The 24,293-nt window shown below is 65.2% G+C and carries 26 protein-coding genes; 11 read left to right on the top strand and 15 right to left on the bottom strand.

What is annotated here, in order from left to right:
* Nucleotides 1-48: 48 nt before the first annotated feature.
* A complete protein-coding gene (locus tag VSR68_RS28815; RefSeq protein ID WP_342943096.1) occupies nt 49-816 on the bottom strand; it encodes a glycosyltransferase family 2 protein in 768 nt (255 codons plus the stop codon).
* Nucleotides 817-1,161: 345 nt separating this feature from the next.
* Here VSR68_RS28815 and msbA point away from each other — a divergent pair, with 345 nt between their 5' ends.
* The 5 genes from msbA (at nt 1,162) to VSR68_RS28790 (ending at nt 8,082) form a co-directional block, all read left to right on the top strand.
* Nucleotides 1,162-2,955, top strand: coding sequence for a lipid A export permease/ATP-binding protein MsbA (msbA, locus tag VSR68_RS28810; protein ID WP_342943095.1), 1,794 nt, complete (start codon nt 1,162-1,164; stop codon nt 2,953-2,955).
* 138 nt (nt 2,956-3,093) lie between these two features.
* A complete protein-coding gene (locus tag VSR68_RS28805; RefSeq protein WP_342943094.1) occupies nt 3,094-4,173 on the top strand; it encodes a glycosyltransferase family 4 protein in 1,080 nt (359 codons plus the stop codon).
* 263 nt (nt 4,174-4,436) lie between these two features.
* Entirely contained in the window at nt 4,437-5,564 is a 1,128-nt protein-coding gene (locus tag VSR68_RS28800) for a glycosyltransferase family 9 protein (protein ID WP_342943093.1), read from the top strand.
* The gene (locus VSR68_RS28795; RefSeq protein WP_342943092.1) at nt 5,561-6,832 is read left to right on the top strand and encodes an O-antigen ligase family protein; all 1,272 of its coding nucleotides are present in this window, start codon (nt 5,561-5,563) and stop codon (nt 6,830-6,832) included. Before VSR68_RS28800 ends, VSR68_RS28795 begins: the two co-directional genes overlap by 4 nt.
* A complete protein-coding gene (locus VSR68_RS28790; protein WP_342943091.1) occupies nt 6,829-8,082 on the top strand; it encodes a glycosyltransferase in 1,254 nt (417 codons plus the stop codon). The genes VSR68_RS28795 and VSR68_RS28790 overlap by 4 nt, the downstream gene beginning before the upstream one ends.
* 145 nt (nt 8,083-8,227) lie before the next feature.
* Here VSR68_RS28790 and VSR68_RS28785 read toward each other — a convergent pair whose 3' ends face one another.
* From VSR68_RS28785 to upp, 12 genes are all read right to left on the bottom strand, one after another.
* Nucleotides 8,228-8,524, bottom strand: a complete 297-nt coding sequence (locus VSR68_RS28785) for a hypothetical protein (RefSeq protein ID WP_342943090.1) — start codon at nt 8,522-8,524, stop codon at nt 8,228-8,230.
* A 152-nt stretch (nt 8,525-8,676) separates the two neighbouring features.
* The gene (locus VSR68_RS28780) at nt 8,677-8,838 is read right to left on the bottom strand and encodes a hypothetical protein (protein ID WP_342943089.1); all 162 of its coding nucleotides are present in this window, start codon (nt 8,836-8,838) and stop codon (nt 8,677-8,679) included.
* A 139-nt stretch (nt 8,839-8,977) separates the two neighbouring features.
* The gene (locus tag VSR68_RS28775; protein ID WP_342943088.1) at nt 8,978-9,202 is read right to left on the bottom strand and encodes a hypothetical protein; all 225 of its coding nucleotides are present in this window, start codon (nt 9,200-9,202) and stop codon (nt 8,978-8,980) included.
* Nucleotides 9,203-9,279: 77 nt separating this feature from the next.
* Entirely contained in the window at nt 9,280-10,749 is a 1,470-nt protein-coding gene (gene rng / locus VSR68_RS28770; protein ID WP_342936362.1) for a ribonuclease G, read from the bottom strand.
* A gap of 7 nt (nt 10,750-10,756) precedes the next feature.
* Nucleotides 10,757-11,386 carry a Maf family protein gene (locus VSR68_RS28765; RefSeq protein WP_342943087.1) on the bottom strand — a complete coding sequence of 210 codons (630 nt, stop codon included), beginning with the start codon at nt 11,384-11,386 and terminating at the stop codon, nt 10,757-10,759.
* 165 nt (nt 11,387-11,551) lie between these two features.
* Nucleotides 11,552-12,022: a 23S rRNA (pseudouridine(1915)-N(3))-methyltransferase RlmH gene (rlmH, locus tag VSR68_RS28760; protein WP_152762356.1), complete on the bottom strand. Its 471-nt coding sequence runs from the start codon at nt 12,020-12,022 to the stop codon at nt 11,552-11,554.
* Between the two features lie 76 nt (nt 12,023-12,098).
* Nucleotides 12,099-12,554: a ribosome silencing factor gene (rsfS, locus tag VSR68_RS28755; protein WP_342943086.1), complete on the bottom strand. Its 456-nt coding sequence runs from the start codon at nt 12,552-12,554 to the stop codon at nt 12,099-12,101.
* Nucleotides 12,555-12,557: 3 nt separating this feature from the next.
* Entirely contained in the window at nt 12,558-13,295 is a 738-nt protein-coding gene (locus VSR68_RS28750; protein WP_342943150.1) for a nicotinate-nucleotide adenylyltransferase, read from the bottom strand.
* A 63-nt stretch (nt 13,296-13,358) separates the two neighbouring features.
* The gene (gene hemF / locus VSR68_RS28745; RefSeq protein WP_342943085.1) at nt 13,359-14,291 is read right to left on the bottom strand and encodes an oxygen-dependent coproporphyrinogen oxidase; all 933 of its coding nucleotides are present in this window, start codon (nt 14,289-14,291) and stop codon (nt 13,359-13,361) included.
* A gap of 363 nt (nt 14,292-14,654) precedes the next feature.
* Nucleotides 14,655-15,932, bottom strand: coding sequence for a phosphoribosylamine--glycine ligase (gene purD, locus VSR68_RS28740; RefSeq protein WP_342943084.1), 1,278 nt, complete (start codon nt 15,930-15,932; stop codon nt 14,655-14,657).
* Nucleotides 15,933-16,176: 244 nt separating this feature from the next.
* Entirely contained in the window at nt 16,177-16,905 is a 729-nt protein-coding gene (locus VSR68_RS28735) for a YebC/PmpR family DNA-binding transcriptional regulator (protein ID WP_342943083.1), read from the bottom strand.
* 470 nt (nt 16,906-17,375) lie between these two features.
* Nucleotides 17,376-18,026 (bottom strand): uracil phosphoribosyltransferase, encoded by a 651-nt coding sequence (gene upp / locus VSR68_RS28730; protein ID WP_090864440.1) that lies wholly within the window; start codon nt 18,024-18,026, stop codon nt 17,376-17,378.
* A 330-nt stretch (nt 18,027-18,356) separates the two neighbouring features.
* Here upp and VSR68_RS28725 point away from each other — a divergent pair, with 330 nt between their 5' ends.
* From VSR68_RS28725 to VSR68_RS28715, 3 genes are all read left to right on the top strand, one after another.
* Nucleotides 18,357-19,136, top strand: coding sequence for an SDR family oxidoreductase (locus tag VSR68_RS28725; RefSeq protein WP_342943082.1), 780 nt, complete (start codon nt 18,357-18,359; stop codon nt 19,134-19,136).
* 86 nt (nt 19,137-19,222) lie between these two features.
* On the top strand, nt 19,223-19,612 hold the full coding sequence (locus tag VSR68_RS28720) for a methylglyoxal synthase (RefSeq protein WP_342943081.1): 390 nt from the start codon (nt 19,223-19,225) through the stop codon (nt 19,610-19,612).
* Between the two features lie 53 nt (nt 19,613-19,665).
* Nucleotides 19,666-20,640 carry a quinone oxidoreductase gene (locus VSR68_RS28715; protein WP_342943080.1) on the top strand — a complete coding sequence of 325 codons (975 nt, stop codon included), beginning with the start codon at nt 19,666-19,668 and terminating at the stop codon, nt 20,638-20,640.
* Nucleotides 20,641-20,777: 137 nt separating this feature from the next.
* Here the strand turns inward: VSR68_RS28715 and VSR68_RS28710 are convergent, their stop codons facing one another.
* Together VSR68_RS28710 and VSR68_RS28705 are read right to left on the bottom strand one after the other, a co-directional pair.
* Nucleotides 20,778-21,038 carry a hypothetical protein gene (locus VSR68_RS28710; RefSeq protein ID WP_342943079.1) on the bottom strand — a complete coding sequence of 87 codons (261 nt, stop codon included), beginning with the start codon at nt 21,036-21,038 and terminating at the stop codon, nt 20,778-20,780.
* Nucleotides 21,038-21,892, bottom strand: coding sequence for a hypothetical protein (locus tag VSR68_RS28705; protein ID WP_342943078.1), 855 nt, complete (start codon nt 21,890-21,892; stop codon nt 21,038-21,040). Before VSR68_RS28705 ends, VSR68_RS28710 begins: the two co-directional genes overlap by 1 nt.
* A gap of 369 nt (nt 21,893-22,261) precedes the next feature.
* On the opposite strand from VSR68_RS28705, the gene VSR68_RS28700 reads away from it, so the two are divergent.
* The 3 genes from VSR68_RS28700 to kdpA are packed head-to-tail and all read left to right on the top strand — an operon-like array spanning nt 22,262 to nt 24,266.
* Nucleotides 22,262-22,375 carry a potassium ABC transporter ATPase gene (locus tag VSR68_RS28700; protein ID WP_087734543.1) on the top strand — a complete coding sequence of 38 codons (114 nt, stop codon included), beginning with the start codon at nt 22,262-22,264 and terminating at the stop codon, nt 22,373-22,375.
* Nucleotides 22,372-22,464: a K(+)-transporting ATPase subunit F gene (gene kdpF / locus VSR68_RS28695; protein WP_087734544.1), complete on the top strand. Its 93-nt coding sequence runs from the start codon at nt 22,372-22,374 to the stop codon at nt 22,462-22,464. The genes VSR68_RS28700 and kdpF overlap by 4 nt, the downstream gene beginning before the upstream one ends.
* Complete coding sequence (gene kdpA / locus VSR68_RS28690; RefSeq protein WP_342943077.1) at nt 22,461-24,266, top strand: potassium-transporting ATPase subunit KdpA; 1,806 nt, start codon at nt 22,461-22,463, stop codon at nt 24,264-24,266. Before kdpF ends, kdpA begins: the two co-directional genes overlap by 4 nt.
* Nucleotides 24,267-24,293 lie beyond the last annotated feature (27 nt).

Genomic DNA, 24,293 nt, shown 5'->3' with positions numbered 1-24,293 from the left:
GACTGATTCAATGAGAGGCCCGCTCGCGCGAGCGGGCCTCAGTTTCGTTCAGCGCCCTGAAGCGTCCTCGCGGCCCAGTTGCGCGAGCTTCACGAACCGGTAGTACACGGTTTCCGCATTGAACATCGCGATCATGAAGCCGGCGCGCCCGTCGAGAAACCCGCGCCGCAGCAGGTACGTCCGCACGAATGCCCACGCGCCTCTTGCGACGGCCTTGCCGAAGCCGCCCCGTTGGCCGGCCGCGTGACGCTGCTGCGCGCCCAGCGTCGAATACGCGTCGAGCTTGCGCAACACCGTCTCGAAGTCTTCGTATGAGTGATGCATCAGCTTGCCTTCGAGGCGCTTCGCGGGCGTGTCGAACACGAGCCGCTCATGCACGAGATCGTCGGAAAAGCGCGCGGCGCCGCGTTTGAAGAGGCGCGGAATCCAGTCCGGATACCAGCCGCTGTGACGCACCCAGTGACCGCAAAACGCCGACAGCCGGTCGATCGCGTAGACATCCGCGACGGGCGCGGCGAGCGCGCTCGCAATTGAGACGGCCAGTTCGGGCGTCACGATTTCGTCCGCGTCGATCGACAGGACCCACGTCGTGTCGAGCGCGTCGACGGCGCGGTTTTTCTGCGGGCCGAAACCCGGCCAGTCGGCGTGCGTGAGTACGCGGGCGCGATGCGCGCGGGCGATCTCGACGGTGCCGTCGGTGCTGCCGCTGTCGACGACGACGATTTCGTCGGCGAACGCGACGGCCCGCAGACATTCGTCGAGCCTGCGCGCGGCATTCTTCGTGATGATGGCGACGCCGAGCGTGGGTTGTGTCATGCGAGTCGAAAGCGGGAGAAAAGGCGGACGGCGCGCGCTGTGCTGCTGAAGCGCCGCCGAGAGCCCAGCGAAGGTTGCGCAAGTATACACAGCACCGCGCACATCACAGCGCACAGCACGGCGCACAGCACTGCGCGCACCACGGCCCGCGCTACTGAAAGGGCCAACCCGGCCAACAGGCACGACAAGCCGGGCCAATCCGCCGATGCGGGCCTTGACCGCCATTCGGCCGACCCGGGATAGCAATCCGGACGGTTTACAATGTCGCATTTGCAAATCCGCCCGAGGGCGGTTCATGGACGCGCCGGGACGCCGCGAAGCGCGTCCGCATTTCCAGAGGATCTCTTGAGCGCCAAGCCAACGTTAAGCAAGCCCATCGGCTCGGGTGAAGTATCGTCGTCAGTCGTCGTGCTGCGCCGTCTGTGGCCGCATGTGAAGCCGCTCATCTGGACCGTCATCGCCGCCATCGCGACGATGGGCGCCGTCGCCGCCACCGAGGCCGGCATTCCCGCGCTGCTCAAGCCGCTGCTCGACCATGGCTTCGGCTCGCACGGCAGCGACAGCGCGAAATGGTACGTGCCGCTCGCCGTGATCGGCCTCGCGCTCGTGCGCGGCGTCGCGCAGTACGCGTCGGGCTATCTGCTGTCGTATGTATCGAACCGCATTCTGCTCGACCTGCGGCTCACGATGTTCAACCGGATGATCCACGGCAGCGTCGCGTTCTTTCAGCGCGAGACGGCGAGCACGGTGATCAACGCGATCGTCTTCGAGGTGAACCAGATCCTGAACGTGTTGACGGGCGTGATGGTCACGCTGGTGCGCGATTCGCTGACGGTCGTGTTCCTGCTCGGCTATCTGTTCTATCTGAACTGGCGCCTGACGCTGATCGTCGCCGTGCTGCTGCCGGGCATCGGCTGGCTGGTCGGCAAGATCAACCGGCGGCTGCGGCGGCTGAACCGCGAGCACCAGACGCTCACGAACGAGCTGTCGTACATCGTCGAGGAGACGGTGGGCGGCTACAAGGTCGTCAAGGTCCACAACGGCGAGCAATACGAAATCGACCGCTTCACGCAGATGAGCAAGCGCCTGCGTGGATACTCGATGCGCATGACGGTGTCGGGCGGTCTCGCGCAGCCGCTCACGCAGTTCCTCGCGTCGATCGCGCTCGCAGTTGTCATCACAATCGCCGTCGTGCAGTCGTCGCACGATCAGACGACGGTCGGCGGCTTCGTCGCGTTCGTCACGTCGATGCTGCTGATCATTTCGCCCCTCAAGCACCTGATGGACGTGAACCAGCCGCTGCAACGCGGCATGACGGCAGCCGAGCTGATTTTCGGGCTGATCGACGAGCCGTCCGAGCCGGAGGGTGGCGGGCGCAAGCTGGAGCGCGCGACGGGCGAGGTCGAATTCCGCGACGTGTCGTTCATGTACGGCGCGAGCGGCCCGATGCAGCGGCAGACGCTCGATACCGTGTCGTTCAAGGTCGCGCCGGGCGAGATGGTCGCGCTGGCGGGCCCGTCGGGCAGCGGCAAGACGACGCTCGTGAACCTGCTGCCGCGCTTCTTCGATCCGAGCGGCGGCGAGGTTCTCGTCGACGGCGTCGCGCTGCCCGAGTACGGCATTCACGAGCTGCGCAGCCAGATCGCGATGGTGAGCCAGGATGTCGTACTCTTCAACGACACGATCGCGAACAACGTCGCGTATGGCCAGCCGGCCGACGCCGAGCGCGTGAAAGCGGCGTTGCACGCGGCCAATCTGTGGGACACGGTGGCCGCGATGCCGAACGGCATCGACACGCTGATCGGCGATAACGGCATGATGCTGTCGGGCGGCCAGCGTCAGCGGCTCGCGATCGCGCGCGCCGTCTACAAGGACGCGCCCATCCTGATTCTCGACGAAGCCACGTCCGCGCTCGATTCCGAATCCGAGCGCCACGTGCAGGCCGCGCTCGAAACGCTGATGAAGGGCCGCACGACGCTCGTGATCGCGCACCGCCTGTCGACCATCGAGCGCGCGGACCGCATTCTGGTGCTCGACGCGGGGCGCATCGTCGAGCGCGGCAGCCATCGCGAACTGCTCGCGCAAAACGGGCTGTACGCGCATTTGCATCGGATACAGTTTCAGCAGCATGCGGCGTGAGTGGATGCGCGCGCGCATCGCTGACCGCGCGGCGCGGCGGATCGGCCCGTCCGCGCCCGTTGCCGCCAATGTGCCGCATTTGCGCGGCGCATGTGGCCATCATGCCCGTTCGATCGACGCTCCGGCAAAGCCCCTTCAATGCTAAAAATCGGAATCTCCGCCAACGCGCTCAAGTACAGCGGCGGCCTCGAACGCTATGCGATGGACCTCGTGCGCGGATTCGCAGGCATCGGCATCGAGCCCGCGTTCTTCGCGCGGCGCTTCGACATGACGGTGCCGGAGAGCGGGCTCGTCGAGCGTCATCGAATCCCCGTGTCGTGGCTGCCGGGCAAATGGCGCGACGTGTGGTTTTCGGCCCGTCTGCGACGCGCGCGCCGCGCCGCGCGCGTCGACGTGCTGATCGGCTGCAACCGCGTTGACTCGTCGGATATCGCGATCTGCGGCGGCACGCACATCGGCTTTCTGCGCGCGACGCGCCGCCCGACGAAGCGTTCGGACCGGCGGCAGATCGAACTCGAAAAGCGCCAGTACGAACGCTCGGCGGTGATCGTCGCGCATTCCGATCTGATGCGCGACGAGCTGATCGAGCTGTACGGCGTCGACGAAGCGAAGATCGAAGTGCTCTATCCGCCCGTCGACGGAGCGCGCTTCACGCCCGTCGACCCCGCGACGCGCGCCGCCCTGCGCAAGCGCTACGGCTTTGCCGACGACGAAATCGTGCTGCTGTTTCCGTCGAGCAGCCATCAGCGCAAGGGCTTGCCGCTGATCGAAGCCGCGCTGCGCGACATCGATCCGCGCGTGGTCGTCGCCGTCGCGGGCCGGCCGCTCGACAGGCCGGCGGAGCGCATCCGCCATATCGGCTACGTGCGTGAAATCGAAGACTGCTACCGTGCCGCGGACTTCACGATCCTCGCATCCGAATATGAGCCTTTCGGACTGGTCGGCGTCGAGTCGGTGATGTGCGGCACGCCCGTTATCTTCCCGTCGACGATCGGCTGCTGTTCGGCGATTGCCGGGCAGGCGAAGTTCGTTTTTGCGCACGGCGACGTGGCCGCGTTGCGGGCGGCGATCGAGCGCGCAGTGAAGACGTCATCGGCCAAAGCGCATGCCGCCGCCGGCCCGCGCGCGCCTGCCGGCTCCGTGCTCTACGACACGGGCGTGGCGGCTCACGTTGCGACGCTTTTGAAGCTGGCGCAGCGCGTGAGCCGCGCCCGCTAGCCGTTTGCGGGACTGGGATTGGAGGGCCACATGGTAAAATCAGGCGCTTCTGATGCAGATTATTCGTCGAACGATCGCGTATTTCGGGTGACGGGCAACGGAAGTCATTGCGCGCTTTTTTTGCGATAAGTTGCGCTCACGTATCAGCGGGCATCAGAGATGACACCGTCGGAAATGTTTTGTATGAGAGAAGTGCGGCCTGCTGTCACTGAGGTGAGGAGCAGACGGGAATCGCTGGAGAGGGCCAACGCGGCGATCACCCAATGAGCCGACTGTCCGGACGTATCCGAATCTTTGCGCGCGCCGTTCCGCGGCTCGCGCTCAAGCCATTGCGCCGCAGGCCCGCCGCACCGGCGCGCATCCTGATTGCCCACCATCTGCTGCTTGGCGATACGCTGCTGCTGACGCCGTTGCTGGCGAAGCTGCGCGCGCAGTATCCGCAGGCGGACATCGTGCTTGCGTGCCCGAAGCCGATTGTGCCGCTGTATGCCGCGCGGCCGTTCGACGTCACGGCGTTGCCGTTCGATCCGCGCGATCTGTCGACGGTGCAGCGCGTGTTGCGCTCGGGCCCGTACGATCTGGGCATCGTCGCCGGCGACAACCGGCACAGCTGGCTCGCGCTCGGCGCGGGCTGTCGCTGGATCGTTGCGCATGCAGCCGATGTGCCCGCATGGAAGAACTGGCCCGTCAACGAACACATTCCGTATCCGTCCAAGCCCGCCGCGTGGGCCGACCTTGCGACGGAGCTGGTGGACGGCGAGCCGCCGCGCCACTACCGGACGCAGGATTGGCCGGCGCCCGCCGCTGCCGCCGTGTTGGACGATCGGCTGACGCAACGGCCGTATGTCGTGCTGCATCCGGGCGCGAGCACGGCCGTCAAGCGCTGGCCGGACGCGCGCTGGCGCGAAGTCGCGCAATACGTTGCCGGCCTCGGATACATGCCCGTATGGAGCGGCGGCCCCGGCGAAACCGATCTGATTCGCCGCATCGATCCCGATCCCGAGCACCCGAATCTGGCGGGACGGCTCGGGCTCGGTGAACTGTGGCATCTGTTCGCCGGCGCGCGTGCGGTGGTGTGTCCCGATACGGGCGTTGCGCATCTGGGGCGTCTCGTCGGCGTGCCGACGATCGCGCTCTTCGGTCCCGGCAATGCGCTGATTCACGGCGCCGGCCAATACTGGAGCGACGTACCGTTCGTGCCCGTCACGATCGCCGATATGCCGTGCCGTGACGAGCCGTTTATTTTTCGCCGCGAGGTGCCGTGGGTCCGCCGTTGCGACCGCAACGCCGAGACTTGCGTCGACTGGCGCGGCGATCACGCTGCGTGCATGGGTCGCCTGACGGTCGATTCCGTCTGCCGGGCGTTGAGCGATGCACTGGGAGTCTCATGAAAAACTTGGCGGCGCGCGGAGAGCGCGTGCTTTGGGTTGCCTGCCCGATCATCCTGTTTGCGGTCATGTTCGGACACATGACCGCGATCGTCTATAACGGTCTCGCGCTGCTGGCCATCGGCACGCTATGCGCCGCGTGCGCACCGGACACGCCGTCGCTGCGCCGCTGGCCGCTCGTGCTGCCGATCTGCGCGTGGGCGGCATGGGCGCTGGCTGCCGCCGTCGTGTGGTCGCGCGCGCAGCCCGTCAGCGTGCATCAGTGGTTCGACGAGATTCTCTATCCGTTGGTCGCCTTTCTCGGCTTCTGGGTCGTCGGCAGCCGCACGCAGCGGCCGACGTCCTTCGTCGCCGTCACGTGGATCGCCGCCGCGTTGCTGGCGCTCACGAGCATCGTGAACTGGGGCCATCTGCAGCCGCCCACGGCCGATACGTTCCTGCTTCACTACTACAACCGCGTCGGCCACACGAGCACGCTGGCCGTCTTCGCGATGCCGCTCTTCTCCGGCGTGATGCTGCGCGCGCGCTGGCGGGCAGTCGGCATGACAGGGCTCATCCTGTGCCTGTTCGTCGGGCTCGCCACGCTCAACCGCTTTTTCTGGCCCGCTGCGGCGATCACGCTGCTGGTCGCGCTGTTTCCGTTCTATCGCAAGCGCATGCTGATCGCGGGCGTTGTGTGCGTCATCGCAGCCGCCGCGGCGCTCGGAAGCCTCGAACTCAGCGCGCGGCTGCGCTACGGCGACGCGGCGCCGCGTCCGGCGCAAGGCGACTTCCACATCGGCGGACATCAGATTTATCTGCCGCCCGCGCTGGTCGGCATCGGCGACACGGTGTCGAACGACACGCGTCCCAAGCTGTGGGCGTTCTACGAGCGTGTGGGCACGGAGCATACGTGGACGGGCATCGGTTTCGGCAAGCCGCTTCCGGGCATCGCCTATCGGAACCAGATGCCCGCGAGCCTGCTCACGCTCGAGCCTCAGGCGCTGACACATGCGCACAATCTGTTCATCAACACGTGGTTGCAGACGGGGATCATCGGCCTCGCGCTGCAATCCGTGCTGCTGCTCGCGCTCGTCGCGCGCTTCTGGAATGTGCGTCACGTCGAGCCGCTCGTCAGCGCAGCGGGCATCGCGCTCGTCGCAGGGATGCTCGCGAAGAACCTGACGGACGACTTCATGTGGCAAACGACGATTCTCGCTTTCTGGTCTTTCTCCGGTCTGCTGCTGGGCATCGGCGAGCGCAGCCGCGAAACGCGCAAGGTGATGTCATGACGCTCCGCCACGAATCCCGCAAACCGGTTGCCGCCAACCATGCGCCAGAGCCGGCTGCCGACGGCGCGCCGTTGCGCATCCTGTTCCACATCAACGACTTCGGCAAAGGTGGTACGGAAACGTCGTTGCTCGCGTGGCTCAATGCGTTGGACCGACGGCATTTCGCGCCGGCCGTCTCGGTTGCATATCCGACCGACGATCTCGCGTTCTGGCAGGCCCATTCGATTCCCGCCGATGTCCCCGTCTACGTGCTGGCGGAGCCGGGCTGGATGCACGGCACGCATCTGATCGCGCGCAAGCGCAAGTTGAAGGGCGCGAAGAAGCTCTATCACAAGCTGTTGACGTATGGCGTCGTCAGGCCGCTGGCCGCGCGCCGCTTCACGCGCATCGCGCGAAGCTTCGACATCGTGTGCGACTACGATTTTTCGCTGCGCCATCTGGCTGGCCGCTGCGACGTGCCCGTGGTCGGCGTGAGCCATTTCAGTCTTGCAACCCGCATCGGCAACCGCGGCGCGCGCTTTCTCGCGCGACGCATGAACCAGTACCGGCGCTATGCCGCCGTCGCGATGATCACGCCCGCGATGGCGCGCGAAGCCGAGTCGCTCTTCGGCAGCGACCGGCTCAACCTGGTCGAGTTGCCCAACGTGATCGACATTGCGCGAATCCGGCGCGACGCGACGGCAAGCGTCGACTATCCGGCGAATCCGTACATCGTGTCGGTGGCAAGGCTCGACGAGGGGCAAAAGGATACCTCGACGCTGTTGCGCGCGTTCGCCGAAGTCTGCCGACGCGCCGCGACGCCGCTCGACCTCGTGCTGATCGGCGAAGGCCGCGACCGCGCGAAGCTGGAGCAGCTTGCGGCCGAGCTGGGCATCGGCGCGCGCGTGCAGTTCCTGGGCTTTCGCGCGAATCCGTTCCCGTACATACGGCGCGCCGAGATGCTGGTCCTGAGCAGCCGCTACGAAGGCTGCCCGATGGTGCTGGGCGAAGCGATGGCGATCGGCACACCCGTCGTTTCCGCCGATTGTCCGACGGGGCCGCGCGATCTGTTGGACGGCGGCGACGCGGGCCTGCTCGTGCCGCCAGGCGATGCCGGCGCGATGGCGGCGGCGATCGAGCGTCTGCTGACGGACAGCGCGGCACGCCGGGTGCAGATCGAAAACGCCAACAGGAAGGTGGCGTCCCTTGCGCCGGAAAACGCAAGCCGACGCATGCTGCAACTCGTGCGGCGGCTTCGCGGGATGAAGTAAAGGTCGACGCGATGAGCGGCTGACGCTGCGATCGTGTCACGCTGGGTGCGTGCGTGCGAACGTGCATGCGCATGCGCCTATGCGATGCATGCGGTCATTGCGCTCTCTCCGGTGACAGGCGCCTCGCTGCTACGCGCGCCAGACGCTAGACGCCGCTCGTCACCAGCGATAGCACCGACAGATCCGGGTGCGTTCCTTCGACGATGCTCTTGCCGACGTGCACGGCTTCATACGTCGCATCGTCGAGCGTCTTGAACGACTCCTCGCCATCCGCGTGAAACGGCACCGTGTGGCCGGGCAGTTTCGGGTCCGCGCCGGGGTGGCACACGTAGCCGATGTACGTGTAGCGCTCGCTGCCATCCTTCGGGGACGGCGCGACGTGAATCTCGAAGCCTTCGTATTCGACCGTCTGCCAACGCAGGGTTACGGCGTCGTCGGACATGATTGCCTCCGTGCAAGGCGGGCGCGTCGATTGGCCTGTGGGTAACGGGCGAGACTGACGCTGCGCCGCGTGTCATGCGCCGCGGTGCGCGGCGCGGTGATGTCGAATGGTTCAGCGCGAATGGCGCGGCATGATGTTCGGCGACAGTGCGATCAATGCCGATGCCGCATGCGTTCCCACCAGCGATGTCCGTCGAAGCGGCCCAACATCCTGTCGCGAGGGGGGTGATCGCGCCGCCACTGATGCGATAGCAGCGTCGCGATGACGGCCAGCACGACGATGCCGACCACGATGCTTACCATTGATTCAGCCATGGCAGGCCTCCGTCTATTGCAACTGCATACAGAAAGTCTAGTTGATTTGTTAGAACAGGGCGGCCGATGCCCTGTCCACGCTTTCCTCGACGCCGTCCCCGATCAATCTTTGTAACGCCTACACGGAACCGATTGAAATTCAGTATCGCTCGTCGATGCGACGCGCATCGGCGGAACGGTTTTCATCGTCGGAAACGAGCGCTTCGAGGCCGAAAAGCCACGCGACGCCGAACGCGAAAATGCCGGCCGCCGAGCGCTTCGGCAGCGTCGGGGTGTTGCCGGGAGGTGCCCCGCGAAGCCTGTCGTAGCAGGCTTCTGGCAAGGGTTCCGGGTCGTCGGTGTACTCGAATTGTTCTGTGTGCATGTCGCCTCCGCGTGTGGTGTCAGTGCTTGGAGCAATTACTGTGCCACGGGAGGGGTAGGTGGGGACGGGCGATGGGGTTACATCAGCACGATGTCGTATTGCTCTTGGCTCAAATTCGACTCGACCTGCAACGACACCGGCTTGCCGATGAAATCGATCAGCATCGCCAGATGCTGGGATTCTTCCTCGAGGAACAGATCGATGACCTGCTGCGACGCCACCACGCGAAACTCGCGCGGATTGAACTGGCGCGACTCGCGCAGGATTTCGCGAAGCACGTCGTAGCAGACGGTGCGCGCCGTCTTCACCTGGCCCTTGCCCTGGCAGACAGGACAAGGCTCGCACAGCACGTGCGCGAGCGATTCGCGCGTGCGTTTTCTCGTCATCTCGACGAGCCCGAGTTGCGAGAACCCGTTGACCGTCACGCGCGTGCGGTCGCGCGCGAGCGCCTTCTTCAGTTCGTTGAGCACCTGGTCGCGATGCTCGGCGTTTTCCATATCGATGAAGTCGATGATGATCACGCCGCCCAGGTTGCGCAGCCGCAGTTGACGCGCGATCGTATGCGCCGCTTCGAGGTTGGTCTTGAAGATCGTATCGTCGAAATTGCGCGCGCCGACGTAGCCGCCCGTATTGACGTCGATGGTCGTCATCGCTTCCGTCTGGTCGATCACGAGATAGCCGCCCGACTTCAGATCGACGCGCCGCGACAGTGCTCGCTGGATTTCCGTTTCGATGTTGTAGAGATCGAAAAGCGGGCGCTCGCCGGTGTAGTGATGCAGCTTCGACGACACGGCAGGCGTGAACTCCGCTGCGAACTCCGAGAGCATCTGATACGTCTCGCGCGAGTCCACCTGAATGCGCGTGGTCTCGTCGTTGACGAAGTCGCGCAGCACGCGCTGCGCGAGATTCAGGTCCTGATAGAGCAGGCTCGTGGCCGGCATGCGCTGCGCCTGCGAGAGTATCGTCGCCCACGTCTTGCGCAGATACGCGACATCGGCGGCCAGCTCTTCGCTCGTCGCGTCTTCGGCGATGGTGCGCACGATGTAGCCGCCTTTCTCGTCGACGGGCAGCACCGATGTGAGCCGCGCGCGCACGGCCTCGCGCTCCGCTTCGCTTTCGATCTTCTGCGAGATGCCGATATGCGGCTCCTGCGGCAGATAGACGAGCGTGCGCCCCGCGATGCTCACCTGCGTGGAAAGCCGCGCGCCCTTGGTGCCGATCGGGTCCTTGACGACCTGGACCATCAACGTCTGCCCTTCGAAGACGATCTTCTCGATGGGCTGATGCGGCGCCGGTTGTTGCGTTTCGCCCGCAAGCCGTGGATGCCAGATATCGGCGACATGCAGGAACGCGGCACGCTCCAGACCGATGTCGATGAACGCCGACTGCATGCCCGGCAGCACGCGCACGACCTTGCCGAGATAGACGTTGCCGACTCGCCCGCGCGACAGCGTGCGTTCGACATGAAGCTCCTGCACTGCGCCCTGCTGGACCAACGCGACGCGCGTCTCCTGTGGCGTGACGTTAATCAGGATTTCTTCGTTCATGGTGTTGTTAGAAGTCGATGCGGGCCGCGCGCAGAAGGGCAGCGGTTTCAAACAATGGCAAACCCATGATACCTGAATAGGACCCGTCGATATGCTCGATGAACTCCGCTGCGCGCCCCTGAATGCCATACGCGCCTGCCTTGCCGAGCGGCTCGCCGCTCGCCGCGTAGCGCCGCAACGCATCGCTTTGCACCGCAGCAAATCGCACGCGCGATACCGACAGCGCGGGCTTCAGCAATTCGCCCTGTGCATCGACCACGGCAACGGATGTCAGCACCTCATGATCGCGGCCGGCGAGACGCGTGAGCATCGCGACGGCATCGTCGGCATCGACGGGCTTGCCGAGAATCGCGTCGTCGATCGTGACGGTTGTATCGGCAACGAGGACGGGCGCGTTCGCATGGCCTCCCGCCACCAGCCGCGCGCGCGCCGCCTGCGCCTTCGCGATGCACACGCGCATCACGTAGTCGTGCGCGCGCTCGCCGGGCAGTTCGGCTTCGAGCGCTTCGGCATCTTCATCGGGACGCGGCAGCAGCAGTTCGAAGCGCACGCCGAGTTGGGTCAGCAGTTCCTGACGGCGCGGGCTTTGCGACGCGAGATAGACGAACGGCCAGGCAGCAGCGGACGAAGTGGACATGGATCGGTATTCAACGGAAAGAGAAGGGTGCAGCTTCGGCAACCCGAAGCGGACGACAGGTGGTGAGCGTACCAGACGAGGCGGGCGCCGCGCACCTGGCCGTTCGGCCAGGTTGTGCCCGGTGATGCGCGGCCGGAAGATGGCCGGCATGTTCAGACCCGAGGTTCAGGCCCGATGATACGGATGATTCTGCGTGATGGTCCACGCGCGATACAACTGTTCGGCAAGCAGCACGCGGACCATCGCGTGCGGCAGCGTGAGGCTCGACACGCGCAGCATCATGTCGGCGCGCGCCTTCAGTTCGGGGTCGAGCCCGTCGGCGCCGCCGATCAGAAACGCGACGTCGCGTCCGTCCTGCTGCCAGGAGGGAAGCGCGTTCGCGAGCTGCATCGTGGTCCAGTCCTTGCCGCGTTCGTCGAGCGCGACGATGCGCGCGTTCTTCGGCAGCGCGGCTTCGATCTTCTGCCGCTCGGCAGCCATCACGCTCTCGGCGGAGCGTCCCGACGAGCGTTGCTCGGGCTTGATCTCACGCAGTTCGATGCGCAGTTCGGGCGGCATCCGCTTCGCGTATTCGTCGAAGCCGGTCGCGATCCAGTCGGGCATCTTGTGGCCGACCGCGAGGATATGCAGTTTCATCGTCGGGATTGCGCCGGGTCAGATGAGTGCGCAGCCGAGGGCGTGGCCCACGGCTCGAACGGCGCCAGCGCCGCGCTCACGAGCGGCGGCGTGCGGACGCCTTGCGTGCGGGGCGCGCGACGGGCGCTTCTTCTTCGTCTTCATCGTCGATCGGTTCGGACGGACGGGCGCCGCCGAACGGGTTCGGCGTGGACAGCTTCACGCGCACCGGCTTGTCGCCCCAGATCTCTTCGAGGTTGTAGTACTGGCGCAGCGCCGGTTGCAGGATGTGCACGACGGCATCGCCGCAATCCACGAGCACCCATTCGCCGATGTCTTCGCCTTCCGTGCTGACGATGTCGCCGCCCGCTTCCTTCACTTTTTCGCGCACGCTGGAGGCGAGGGCCTTGGTCTGCCGGTTCGACGTGCCGCTCGCGACGATCACGCGGTCGAACAGTTCGGTCAGGTGGCTGGTGTTGAACACCCGAATGTCTTGCGCCTTCACGTCTTCGAGACCGTCGACGATTGCGCGTTGCAGCTTGCGTATATCCATGGTTTACCGGTGGTACAGATGATGTTGAACAATATAGTCCCACACCGCGGTGGGGACATGACTCTGCGCGGACAGGGCAGTGCCGTTCCCGGCGCCTGCCGTGCCGTCCGCGTGGTTTTCGAGCGATGCACGCAGGAGCGCGCGGATGTCGGTCGCCGACACATCGAATGCCAGCGACGTGTCGATCAGCAGATGGCCGGACGGCGTCGCTTGCAGAACGTCCGCATCCGCGGCGCGCTGCGCGATCGTCGCGGCGACGGCGGGCGGCACGGCTGTCACGTCGAAGCCGGGGCGCGTCGCGGCGGCGATATGCGCGTAGTCGAAGAGGCGCTGCCAGTCGTGCCACGTATCGAGCCGCACCAGCTGATCCGCGCCGATCAGCAGCGCAATCGACGCATCGGTGCCTTCGCGTTCCCGCCAGCGCTGCAGCGTATCGATGGTATACGTGGGGCCGTCGTGCTGGATCTCATCCGTCGCGACGCTGACGGTCACGCCCGGCAGCGTCAGCGTCGAAGCGGCGGCGCGTGTCATCGCGAGCCGATGTTCGGCCGCCGACACGTCCGCCTTCTGCCAGGGCTGCCCAGCCGGCATCAGCACGAGTTCGGTCAGCTTCAGCACGTCGGCGAAACGTCGCGCGAGCGCGAGATGGGCGTCGTGGATCGGATCGAACGTGCCGCCGAGTATCCCGATGCGGCGGCGCAGCGCCCCTCGCGAGGCGGCGTGTTGAGCGGTCGAATTCAGTTGCGGTTCCTTTGCCTGTCGGTTGGAGCGGGCGACGTACGGGTAACGAAGCGGCGGCGCCCGTCAGACCCACTCGCGGGCCACGAGAAAATCGCTGTACAGGCGCGCTTCCGGCGTGCCCGGCTCGGGCTGCCAGTTGTAGCGCCAGTTCACGACGGGCGGCATCGACATCAGGATCGACTCCGTGCGGCCACCGCTTTGCAGGCCGAACAGCGTGCCACGGTCGAACACGAGGTTAAATTCGACGTAGCGGCCGCGCCGGTAAGCCTGAAAATCGCGCTCGGCTTCGCCGTATGCAATGTCGCGGCGTTTTTCGATGATCGGCATATACGCGTCCAGGAACGCGTCGCCGACGCTCTTCACCATCGCGAACGACTGCTCGAAGCCGGGCTCCGCGTAGTCGTCGAAGAAAATCCCGCCGATGCCGCGCGGCTCGTTGCGATGCTTCAGGAAGAAGTAGTCGTCGCACCAGCGCTTGAAGCGCGGGTACAGGTCGTCGCCGTATGGTTGCAGCGCGTCGCGGCATACGCGGTGAAAATGCCGTGCGTCTTCCTCGAAGCCGTAATAGGGCGTGAGGTCCATGCCGCCGCCGAACCAGAACACGGGCGCTTCCCCTGCCTTCGTGGCAACGAGCAGCCGCACGTTCATGTGTACCGTCGGGCAGTACGGGTTGCGCGGATGCAGCACCATCGAGACGCCCATCGCTTCGAAACCGCGTCCCGTCAACTGCGGACGCAGTGCGCTGGCCGAGCCCGGCAGCGCATCGCCTTGCACGTCCGAAAAGCCGATGCCCGCCCGCTCGAAGAACTGGCCGCCTTCGAGGATGCGCGTGCAGCCGCCGCCGCGCAGCTTGTCGCCGGGCGCGCGCTGCCAGCTGTCGGTGGCGAGCGGCGTGCCGTCGAACGCGCCGAGCGTGTCGGCGATCTTCGTCTGCAAACCTTGCATCCAGGCCCGGACGACGTGGGCATCGTTGGCGTCGTGAATCGAATCGGTCATATGGTTGGGGCGCGGCACGTCGAAACGCTGGCGCAGTCGAAGTTCAATGGGACTTCATTGGGCCTATATCGGGCTTTGGTCAGGCCCTGGTCGGGCCCTGCTCAGGCCGTCAGCGGCGGGTGCGCCGGCTGTCGCCGGGGCGGGCGGAACACAGCCCGTGGTTGCTTACAAATGCCGCTGCCAGCGTCAAGTGTAGCGCCGGCGCGGCTCGACGACCCGGAAAGGGCCAGAAGCGGCCCGAAGCGAGCCCAAAATCGAACCCGGACCGAACCGAACCCGAACCCGGACCGAACGGCCCCGCAAGGCCGCGCTGAGGCGAGTTCGCCGCGCCCGCGTAGCGTGCGCCTGCCGGGACAGGCAGGCTCAGTTGTGCTTCCGGTTGGCCGCGCGATAACCGATGTCGCGGCGATATTGCATGCCGTCGAACGAGATGTGATTGATCGCTTCGTACGCGACCGACTGCGCGCTGCGCACCGAATCCGCGAGACCCACGACGCACAGCACGCGCCCGCCCGATGTCGTCAGCTTGCCGTCCGCGAGCGTCGTGCCCGCGTGGAACGTGACGGCGTCGGCGGTTTCCGGCGGAATGCCGCTGATGAAATCGCCCTTGCGCGGCGCGTCCGGATAGTTGTGCGCAGCCAGCACGACGCCCAGCGCCGTGCGGCGGTCCCATTCGAGGTCCACCGTATCGAGCGTGCCCGCGATCGCCGCTTCGACGACCTTCGAGAAGTCGCCCTTCAGGCGCGACATGATCGGCTGCGTTTCCGGGTCGCCCATCCGGCAGTTGAATTCGAGCGTCTTCGGGTTGCCTTGCGCGTCGATCATCAGGCCGGCGTACAGGAAGCCCGTGAAGCGGATGCCTTCCTGTTCCATGCCGCGCACGGTCGGCAGAATGATTTCGCGCATCACGCGCGCGTGCATTTGCGGCGTGACGATGGGCGCGGGCGAGTACGCGCCCATGCCGCCCGTGTTCGGGCCCTGATCGCCGTCGAGCAGACGCTTGTGATCCTGGCTCGATGCGAGCGGCAACACATGCTTGCCGTCGACCATGACAATGAAGCTCGCTTCCTCGCCGGCGAGGAACTCTTCGATGACGACGCGCGCGCCCGCATCGCCGAGCTTGTTGTCCGACAGCATCATGTCGACGGCGGCGTGCGCTTCTTCCAGCGTCTGCGCGACGACCACGCCCTTGCCGGCCGCGAGGCCGTCGGCCTTGATGACGATGGGCGCGCCCTTGGCGTCGATGTATTCGTGCGCGGCCGCCACGTCCGAGAAGGTTTCGTATTCGGCGGTCGGAATCGCATGGCGCTTCATGAACGCCTTCGCGAAGTCCTTCGAGCTTTCGAGCTGCGCCGCCTCGCGCGTCGGGCCGAAAATTTTCAGGCCGCGCGAGCGGAAGATGTTGACGATGCCCGCCGCGAGCGGCTGCTCCGGACCGACCAGCGTGAACGCGATCTGCTCCTGCTCGACGAAGTCGGCGAGCGCGTTCGGGTCGGTGATGCCGACGTTGCGCAGACGGTCGTCCTGCGCGGTGCCGCCGTTGCCGGGCGCGACATAGACGAGCTGGACGCGCGGCGATTGCGCGAGCTTCCATGCGAGCGCATGTTCGCGACCGCCGGAACCGACGACGAGTAACTTCATGTGATTCCCCGAATACTAAAAACCGTGAACGGCCCGCGCGGCGGCGCGAGCCGTGGATATCTGCCTCTACCTTCGCACAACGCGAACGCCACGCCTGTGATGCAGGCAACTGAGCGGGACAATGTGGCGGAAATCGCCTGGATGCCGTGCGGCCCGTGCGCGCGTCGTGTCGCACCGGTGCAACGCGAGTGGAGCGGGGAGCGCGGCAACGGCCCGGACATGGGCGGCGCGCTCACCGTCGGCCTCACTCGTCGGCGATTGCCGCGTTTGTATAGACTTCCTGCACGTCGTCCAGGTTTTCCAGCGCGTCGAGCAGCTTCTGCATCTTGACGGCGTCGTCGCCCGTGAATTCGACTTCCGTCTGCGGCTTCATCGTCACTTCCGCGAGTTCCGCCTTGAAGCCCGCGGCTTCGAGCGTGCTCTTCACCTTCGGGAAATCGTTCGGCGGGCAGATCACTTCGATGCTGCCGTCGTCGTTCGTGACGACGTCGTCGGCGCCCGCTTCGAGCGCGGCTTCCATCAGCTTGTCTTCGGGCGTGCCGGGCGCGAACAGGAACTGGCCGACGTGATCGAACATGAACGACACCGAGCCGTCCGTGCCCATGTTGCCGCCGAACTTCGAGAACGCGTGGCGCACTTCCGCGACGGTGCGCGTGCGGTTGTCCGTCATCGTGTCGACGATGATGGCCGCGCCGCCGATGCCGTAGCCTTCATAGCGGATTTCCTCGTAGCTCGCGCCGTCGACGCCGCCCACGCCGCGCTGGATCGCGCGGTTGACGTTGTCCTTCGGCATGTTGGCGTCGTACGCCTTGTCGACGGCGAGCCGCAGACGCGGGTTCGAGTCGATGTCGCCGCCGCCCATGCGCGCCGCGACCTGGATTTCCTTGATGAGCCGCGTCCAGATCTTGCCTTTCTTGGCATCGGCCGCTGCTTTCTTATGCTTGATGTTGGCCCATTTCGAATGACCCGCCATACGTTTCTCCGTCGCGCGCGCCAGCGGGGCGCACGCATAGTGCAATAGTCGTTGCGATTTCGGGCGGCGGTGCGCATTCGCGCTCGCGCCTCGATGTCAGTCTGGTCGCACCCTGGAACGCGCCAGAATGGCGCCGTGAAAGCGTCGCGGGATCGACGGAAGCGGCCAAAGCGCCGCAGTTGGCGTCGTCAGTACAGTAGCCGGTGAAGGCGCAAACCGGGGTAGGAATGCCGCAAAGCGATGCCAGCAGGGTGAGCTGCCCGTTCAACGGACAGAGCGCGATTTTATCACGCCGGGGGGCGGCTTCTGTAGGGGAAGGATGCGGATTCGCTCGGGGCGGCACGAGCACGTCCTTGCCGTGCCGCCCCGAGCGGCCTGTCTGTCGACGCGCTGCCAGCCGGGTTCTTCAGCCGATTTCTCTAGCCCATCTGGTCAGCGGCTGTTGTCAGCCGCCTTGTCGGTGGCTTTCGTCAGTTCTTTGTGCCGAACAGCCGGTCGCCTGCGTCGCCGAGACCGGGAATGATGTACGCATGCTCGTTCAGGTGCGAATCGAGCGACGCGACGTACAGCTTCACATCCGGATGCGCGTTCTGGAACACCTCGACGCCTTCCGGTGCGGCGACGAGCGCGAGGAACGAGATGTTCTCGCCCGCGACACCGCGGCGCTTCAGCACGTCGATCGCGTGCACGGCCGAATAGCCCGTCGCGACCATCGGATCGCACAGGATGAAGATGCGGTCTTCGAGATCGGGCAGGCGCACCAGATACTCGACGGGACGGTGAGCGTCGTCGCGATACACGCCGATATGGCCGACGCGCGCCGACGGGATCAGCTCGAGCAGCCCGTCCGACATGCCGACGCCCGCGCGCAGCACGGGCACGATCGCGAGCTTCTTGCCGGCGATCACGGGCGCGTCGATGTCGACGAGCGGCGTGCTCACGCGTCGGGTCGTCATCGGCAGGTTGCGGGTGATTTCATAGCCCATCAGCAGCGTGATCTCGCGCAGCAGCTCGCGGAACGTCCGCGTGGACGTGTCGCGGTCGCGCATGTGCGACAGCTTGTGCTGGATCAGCGGGTGATCGAGGATGAAAAGATTGGGAAAACGGCTGTCCTGAGTCATGACGTGGCGCCTCGCGGCGGTAAGTGGGCTGTGCTGTCGATGGAGAGCGGCGCGGCGTTTCGCGGCCCCGTTTTGCAGCCCGTCTCGGGAAGTGAGGGGCGACGGAGGGCGGCGGACGCGTGCGCCATGGCTGCGAGTTTACCGGAAGGGTGGCGGAAAGAGACTGGAGATTGTGGAAAGGAATCGAAGCGGGACCGAAGCGGGACCGGAGCTGGACCGGGGCGACCTCCGGCAGCGACGCGTCGATTCTTCTAGAATCGGGGGACAGTTGACCGACCGCGAGCGCGACGCGTCGATACGCATTGCGCGCATCACATAAGGAAAAAGCACATGGATCTGGGAATCGCAGGCAAGACTGCGCTGGTTTGCGCAGCGAGCAAGGGACTGGGACGCGGCTGCGCCGAGGCGCTGGCGGCGGAGGGTGTGAACGTGACGATCGTCGCGCGCACGGCGCAAACGCTCGACGCGACGGCGGCCGATATCCGCGCGAAGACGGGCGTCGACGTGAAGGCCGTGGCCTGCGACATCACCACGCCCGAAGGCCGCGCCGCGGCGCTCGCCGCGTGTCCTCAGCCGGACATCCTCGTCAACAACGCGGGCGGTCCGCCGCCCGGCGACTTCCGCAACTTCACGCACGACGACTGGATTCGCGCGCTCGAAGGGAACATGCTCACGCCGATCGAGCTGATCCGCGCGACCATCGACGGGATGATCTCGCGCGGCTTCGGCCGCGTCGTCAACATCACGAGCTCGTCGGTGAAGGCGCCCATCGACGTGCTCGGCCTGTCGAACGGCGCGCGTTCGGGCCTGACGGGCTTCGTCGCGGGCGTCGCGCGCAAGGTCGCGCCGCACGGCGTGACGATCAACAACCTGCTGCCGGGGCTGTTCGATACGGACCGCATCGCCGTGACGTTCGACGCGCAGGCGAAGTCGCAGAACATTTCCGTCGACGAAGCGCGCGAGCAGCGCATGGCGACGATTCCCGCGCGCCGCTTCGGCACGCCCGACGAATTCGGCCGTGCGTGTGCGTTCCTGTGCAGCGTGCATGCGGGCTATATCACGGGACAGAACTGGCTGCTCGACGGCGGCGCTTATCCCGGCACGTTCTGAGCGTGCCGCGCGCGCTTTCGCAATGGCAACGACGACGAAGACAACGCCCATAACGAACATAACGACAACGCAAGAGGAGCAATGACATGGCAACACGCGTCGCGCTGATCGCGCACGATCACAAGAAGGACGACATCGTCAGGCTGGCGGGCGAATACGTCGACACGCTCGCGCGCTGCGAGCTGATCGCCACGGGCACGACGGGCTCGCGCATCGCCGATGCGCATGGGCTGAAGGTCGAGCGGATGCTGTCCGGCCCCAACGGCGGCGATCTGCAGATCGGCGCGCAACTCGCTGAAGGACGGGTCGACGTGGTGATCTTCCTGCGCGACCCGATGACGCCGCAGCCGCACGAACCGGACATCAACGCGCTGGTGCGCGCGTGCGATGTGCACAACGTGCCGTGCGCGACGAACATCTCGACCGCGCGGATGATCCTCGACGATCTGACACTGCGTTTTTCGCAGCAGGTCTGACGGCGTCGTCCGCGTTCATTCAGGCAGGCATCACGAACGAATCTGGAGAGAAGATGGTCAAGGCAATTCGATTCGACAAGACGGGCGGCCCCGAAGTGATGAAGTGGGTCGACGTCGAGGTGGGCGAGCCGGGCAACGGCGAAATCCGCATCAGGCAGCATGCGGTCGGCCTCAACTATATCGACGTGTATTTCCGCACGGGCCTGTATCCGTTGCCGCTGCCGGGCGGGCTCGGCATGGAGGCGGCGGGCGAGGTGCTCGCCGTCGGCGCGGGCGTGACGGACCTGAAGGCCGGCGATCGCGTCGCGTATGTCGCGCGGCCGCCGGGCGCGTATGCGCAGGAGCGCGTGCTGTCCGCCGCGCAGGTCGTGAAGCTGCCGGATGCGATCAGTTATGAAGACGCGGCGTCGGTGATGCTGCAAGGGCTGACGGCGCAATACCTGTTGCGCCGCACGTATCCGGTGAAGGCAGGCGACACGATCCTGATCCAGGCCGCTGCGGGCGGCGTCGGCCTGCTCGTGTGCCAGTGGGCGAAGGCGCTGGGCGCGACGGTGATCGGCACGGTCGGTTCCGACGAGAAGGCGGCCATCGCGAAGGCCCACGGCTGCGATCATCCCATCGTCTATACGCGCGAGAACTTCACGAAGCGCGTGCGCGAGATCACGAACGGCGCGGGCGTGCCCGTCGTGTACGACTCGATCGGCAAGGACACGTTTACGGCTTCGCTCGATTGCCTCGCGCCGCTCGGCATGTTCGTGAGCTTCGGCAATGCGTCGGGCCCGCTGCCGCCGATCGATTCGTCGGAATTCGCGGGGCGCGGCTCGCTGTTCTTCACGCGGCCCACGCTCTTCACATACATCGGCAAGCGCAGCGATTACGACGCGATGGCGGGCGAACTGTTCGACGTGATCGCGTCGGGCAAGGTCAAGACGAGCATCAACCAGCGCTACGCGCTCGCCGATGTGGGCAAGGCGCATGAGGATCTGGAAGCGCGCAGGACGACGGGGTCGACGGTTTTGCTGCCGTAGGGGCTGCTTGGTCGAAAAGAAGGCCGCTTCACGTATCGCGTGAAGCGGCCTTTTTCGTTTACCCGGGCAATGACACGACATAGCCGCCCGTATAAGGGGCGGCTTTGTCGATTATGAGCGCGGTGATTCTTGCGGTCTTACTCTTCGGCCGGCGTGAACTTCACGAATGGCTTCAGGCCGGGATTCGACAGCGCGAGCAGATTGAGCGTCGCACCGCCGAACCGCCGAGCGAATTCATCATCGAAAGCGTTGTTGTAGTCCGCCGCCGGTAGCTCCAGTGGGAATTGACGTTGTGTGACCGCAAGTACCGCATCGACCTCAAGCGTGTAGGAAACGAGTGCTTGCTTGTCTTCCGACCACATGATTACCACGCACTTCTTGTCCGGATGATTCGCCATCAATAGCCCCTGCATTCCTGATAGTTCATAAACGCGCGCTGCGAGCAAGCGTCCATGAAACGCTGTCCTCCCATCGCGCTCCGATATGCCGTGCATTCGTCGATGTCGCGCTCATATTGCGCAAAGCACCTGGCCTCTTGCTCTTCACTGACGCCGCGTGCCGCAATGTCTTGCGCATCATCGCTTACGCCGTCTTCGCTGTATTCAAACGGCTGCTCATCCCCGAGCAGTGTTGATGTGACGTCGTCAGCATTGTCGTCGTTGCCAACGCTCGTATTCAACGCGGCACGCGCGGCCTTCAACTGCGACTCTACAGTAGACGGATCGTATGGCCCTCTCAGGACCGGCTCGCCGTCCCATATCAAAAGTCCCGGCCCCGCGTCCCGGAAGGCGGCCCACGTCGTGCTGCCACTGTTGCCGGATGCGCCGCCGCCCGACGCTGACGGTCCGTGCAGCGGCACGGGCATTGGCCGGTACGTTTGAGGAAGCGAGCGCCAGTCGCGGTTGATGACGGGCACAAGCATTTCGTTGCGGACGGCTTGCTTGAGGGCACGCTCGATGCCGGCATTATCGGTCGGCAGATTCCAATGGGCGACGTTCAGATGTTGGCTGAGGAACGAGCCGATCGCGTCGATGTCGGCGCGTATCGTTCGCCTGAAATCATAGTTGGGCCGGAAATACCGTTCGAAGGCGGATTTGTCGTCCTCGATCTGGCGCTCACGCTCCCTGCGAGTATCGCCGTCGGTGAAGGGGTCCCAGAACCCACCGGAGGAACTGTAGAACTCGCTGGCAAGCACAAGCATGCATTGCCAGGTTCCGATATTCAGCGGGACATTAAGGCTGTTGTAGCTCATAGGCAAGATCCATAGGTTTGCCGGATTGCGGGCTAGATGCGTTGTCCGTCGAGCGTAAGAGAAAAGCCAGCGCTTCGGCGTCGCCGCGTGGCAATACGGCTTGTGATTTGCGTTGACGGTCCCTCCGATGCACTGTGCTCACGGGCATGGCGAGAGGGCTAAACATCGTACGCAAGGGGCTCGCGACCGACTGTCATGTTTTGTCAATCTCGACGCAACTGACCGAAATCGGCACCCCCACGCCTCCGATTTGCCGCGCAATTTCCGTTTACGCCATTTTTATACCCCTCACCCAACCTTTGACCAGCCCTTTACGCCGATCGGCATAACGTTGCGGGCATCCATCGCCCTACATTTGGAGAACATGAAATGGATGTGCTGTACGTCGGGGGCATCGCGCTTTTCGCTGCGCTGACCTTTGGATTGATCGCCGGATGCGAGCGGCTCACACGCTATAGCCGCGGTCAGGGAGCGCGCTCATGATCTGGATCCTCTGGCTATCGGGGGCGGCGACCGCGCTGCTCTTCGTTTATCTCGTCTATGCGCTGCTGCGCGCGGAGGACATTGAATGAACTTCAACAATGTTCTGCAGCCGGCGATCTTCATCGTCGTGCTGCTCGCGCTGGCCGTGCCCGTCTCGCGCTATCTGACGCGCGTGATGGACGGCACGTCGCGCGTCGTCAAACTGGGCGGACCGCTCGAGCGTCTGCTGTATCGCGTCGCGGGCGTCGATCCGACGCATGAAATGGGCTGGAAGCAGTACGCGATCGCGACGATCGCGTTCAACGTATTGGGCCTCGTGTTCCTGTACGTGCTGCTGCGCGTGCAGGGCTGGCTGCCCGGCAACCCGCAGCAGTTCGGCGCGATGACCGTCGACGGCGCATTCAACACGGCCGTCAGCTTCGTCACGAACACGAACTGGCAGGACTACTCGCCGGAGCAGACGGTCGGCTATCTGGCGCAGATGCTCGGCCTCACCGTGCAGAACTTCCTGTCGGCGGCGACGGGCATCGTCGTCGTGATCGCGCTGGTGCGCGGCTTCGCGCGTCATACCGCGCAGACCATCGGCAACTTCTGGGTCGACATCACGCGCGTGACGCTCTACGTGCTGCTGCCGATGGCCGCGATCGTCGCGGCGCTGCTGATGAGCCAGGGCGTGATCCAGAACTTCGAGTCTTATCAGGAAGTGCCGACGCTGCAAACCACCACGTACCAGGCGCCGAAGACGGACGCGCAAGGCAACGCGGTGAAGGACGCGAAGGGCAACCCCGTGATGGTCGATACGCCCGTCAAGTCGCAGACCATCGCGATGGGCCCCGTCGCCACGCAGGAAGCGATCAAGATGCTCGGCACGAACGGCGGCGGCTTTTTCAACGGCAACTCGGCGCATCCGTACGAGAACCCGACGCCGTTCTCTAACTTCGTCGAAATCTTCTCGATCCTGATCATTCCCGCCGCGCTGTGTCTCGTGTTCGGCCGCATGATCGGCGACGGCAAGCAGGGCATCGCCGTGCTTGCGGTGATGACGATCGCGTTCGCCGTGTGCATCGCGGGCGAGATCGGCGCGGAGCAAAGCGGCAATCCGCTCTTCACGACGCTGCACGTCGATCAGTCCGCGAGCGCGCTGCAAGCGGGCGGCAACATGGAAGGCAAGGAAACGCGCTTTGGCATCGCGCAGTCGGGCATCTTCACGGTCGCGACGACGGCGGCTTCGTGCGGCGCCGTCGCCAACACGCACGACTCGCTGACGCCGCTCGGCGGCCTCGTGCCGATGCTCCTGATGCAACTCGGCGAAGTGATCTTCGGCGGCGTGGGCTCGGGTCTGTACGGGATGCTCGTGTTCGCGATGCTGGCGGTGTTCGTCGCGGGACTGATGATCGGCCGCACGCCTGAATACGTCGGCAAGAAGATCGAAGCGTACGAGATGAAGATGGTGTCGATCGTCGTGCTGCTGACGCCGCTGCTGGTGCTCGTCGCGACGTCGATTGCCGTGCTCACCGATGCGGGCAAGGCGGGCATCCTGAATCCGGGCGCGCATGGCTTCTCCGAAATTCTCTATGCGTTCAGCTCGGCGGCCAACAACAACGGCAGCGCATTCGCGGGCCTCACCGTGAGCACGCCGTTCTACAACTGGCTCACGGCGATTGCGATGTGGTTCGGCCGCTTCGGCACGCTCGTTCCCGTGCTCGCGATCGCAGGCTCGCTCGCCGCGAAGAAGCGCATCGCGGTGACGGGCGGCACGCTGCCGACGCACGGCCCGCTCTTCGTCGTGCTGCTGCTCGGCACGGTGCTGCTGGTCGGCGCGCTGACCTACGTGCCCGCACTCGCGCTCGGTCCCGGCGTCGAGCATCTGATGATGATCGCGGGCCATTGACGAACTGTCTGTGCCACGTAAGAGACG

The organism is Paraburkholderia phymatum (genome assembly GCF_038900715.1).
In the GTDB taxonomy this organism is placed as follows: Bacteria; Pseudomonadota; Gammaproteobacteria; order Burkholderiales; family Burkholderiaceae; genus Paraburkholderia; species Paraburkholderia phymatum_A.
This window is presented reverse-complemented; position numbering and strand designations above follow the sequence as displayed.

What these genes read in the sequence shown, in the direction of transcription:
- VSR68_RS28815 (WP_342943096.1), bottom strand. Translation starts at nt 816, where the DNA reads ATGACACAACCCACGCTCGGCGTCGCCATCATCACGAAGAATGCCGCG.
- VSR68_RS28805 (WP_342943094.1), top strand. Translation starts at nt 3,094, where the DNA reads ATGCTAAAAATCGGAATCTCCGCCAACGCGCTCAAGTACAGCGGCGGC.
- VSR68_RS28800 (WP_342943093.1), top strand. Translation starts at nt 4,437, where the DNA reads ATGAGCCGACTGTCCGGACGTATCCGAATCTTTGCGCGCGCCGTTCCG.
- VSR68_RS28795 (WP_342943092.1), top strand. Translation starts at nt 5,561, where the DNA reads ATGAAAAACTTGGCGGCGCGCGGAGAGCGCGTGCTTTGGGTTGCCTGC.
- VSR68_RS28790 (WP_342943091.1), top strand. Translation starts at nt 6,829, where the DNA reads ATGACGCTCCGCCACGAATCCCGCAAACCGGTTGCCGCCAACCATGCG.
- VSR68_RS28785 (WP_342943090.1), bottom strand. Translation starts at nt 8,524, where the DNA reads ATGTCCGACGACGCCGTAACCCTGCGTTGGCAGACGGTCGAATACGAA.
- VSR68_RS28780 (WP_342943089.1), bottom strand. Translation starts at nt 8,838, where the DNA reads ATGGCTGAATCAATGGTAAGCATCGTGGTCGGCATCGTCGTGCTGGCC.
- VSR68_RS28775 (WP_342943088.1), bottom strand. Translation starts at nt 9,202, where the DNA reads ATGCACACAGAACAATTCGAGTACACCGACGACCCGGAACCCTTGCCA.
- rng (WP_342936362.1), bottom strand. Translation starts at nt 10,749, where the DNA reads ATGAACGAAGAAATCCTGATTAACGTCACGCCACAGGAGACGCGCGTC.
- VSR68_RS28765 (WP_342943087.1), bottom strand. Translation starts at nt 11,386, where the DNA reads ATGTCCACTTCGTCCGCTGCTGCCTGGCCGTTCGTCTATCTCGCGTCG.
- rlmH (WP_152762356.1), bottom strand. Translation starts at nt 12,022, where the DNA reads ATGAAACTGCATATCCTCGCGGTCGGCCACAAGATGCCCGACTGGATC.
- rsfS (WP_342943086.1), bottom strand. Translation starts at nt 12,554, where the DNA reads ATGGATATACGCAAGCTGCAACGCGCAATCGTCGACGGTCTCGAAGAC.
- hemF (WP_342943085.1), bottom strand. Translation starts at nt 14,291, where the DNA reads ATGACCGATTCGATTCACGACGCCAACGATGCCCACGTCGTCCGGGCC.
- purD (WP_342943084.1), bottom strand. Translation starts at nt 15,932, where the DNA reads ATGAAGTTACTCGTCGTCGGTTCCGGCGGTCGCGAACATGCGCTCGCA.
- VSR68_RS28735 (WP_342943083.1), bottom strand. Translation starts at nt 16,905, where the DNA reads ATGGCGGGTCATTCGAAATGGGCCAACATCAAGCATAAGAAAGCAGCG.
- upp (WP_090864440.1), bottom strand. Translation starts at nt 18,026, where the DNA reads ATGACTCAGGACAGCCGTTTTCCCAATCTTTTCATCCTCGATCACCCG.
- VSR68_RS28725 (WP_342943082.1), top strand. Translation starts at nt 18,357, where the DNA reads ATGGATCTGGGAATCGCAGGCAAGACTGCGCTGGTTTGCGCAGCGAGC.
- VSR68_RS28720 (WP_342943081.1), top strand. Translation starts at nt 19,223, where the DNA reads ATGGCAACACGCGTCGCGCTGATCGCGCACGATCACAAGAAGGACGAC.
- VSR68_RS28715 (WP_342943080.1), top strand. Translation starts at nt 19,666, where the DNA reads ATGGTCAAGGCAATTCGATTCGACAAGACGGGCGGCCCCGAAGTGATG.
- VSR68_RS28710 (WP_342943079.1), bottom strand. Translation starts at nt 21,038, where the DNA reads ATGGCGAATCATCCGGACAAGAAGTGCGTGGTAATCATGTGGTCGGAA.
- VSR68_RS28705 (WP_342943078.1), bottom strand. Translation starts at nt 21,892, where the DNA reads ATGAGCTACAACAGCCTTAATGTCCCGCTGAATATCGGAACCTGGCAA.
- VSR68_RS28700 (WP_087734543.1), top strand. Translation starts at nt 22,262, where the DNA reads ATGGATGTGCTGTACGTCGGGGGCATCGCGCTTTTCGCTGCGCTGACC.
- kdpF (WP_087734544.1), top strand. Translation starts at nt 22,372, where the DNA reads ATGATCTGGATCCTCTGGCTATCGGGGGCGGCGACCGCGCTGCTCTTC.
- kdpA (WP_342943077.1), top strand. Translation starts at nt 22,461, where the DNA reads ATGAACTTCAACAATGTTCTGCAGCCGGCGATCTTCATCGTCGTGCTG.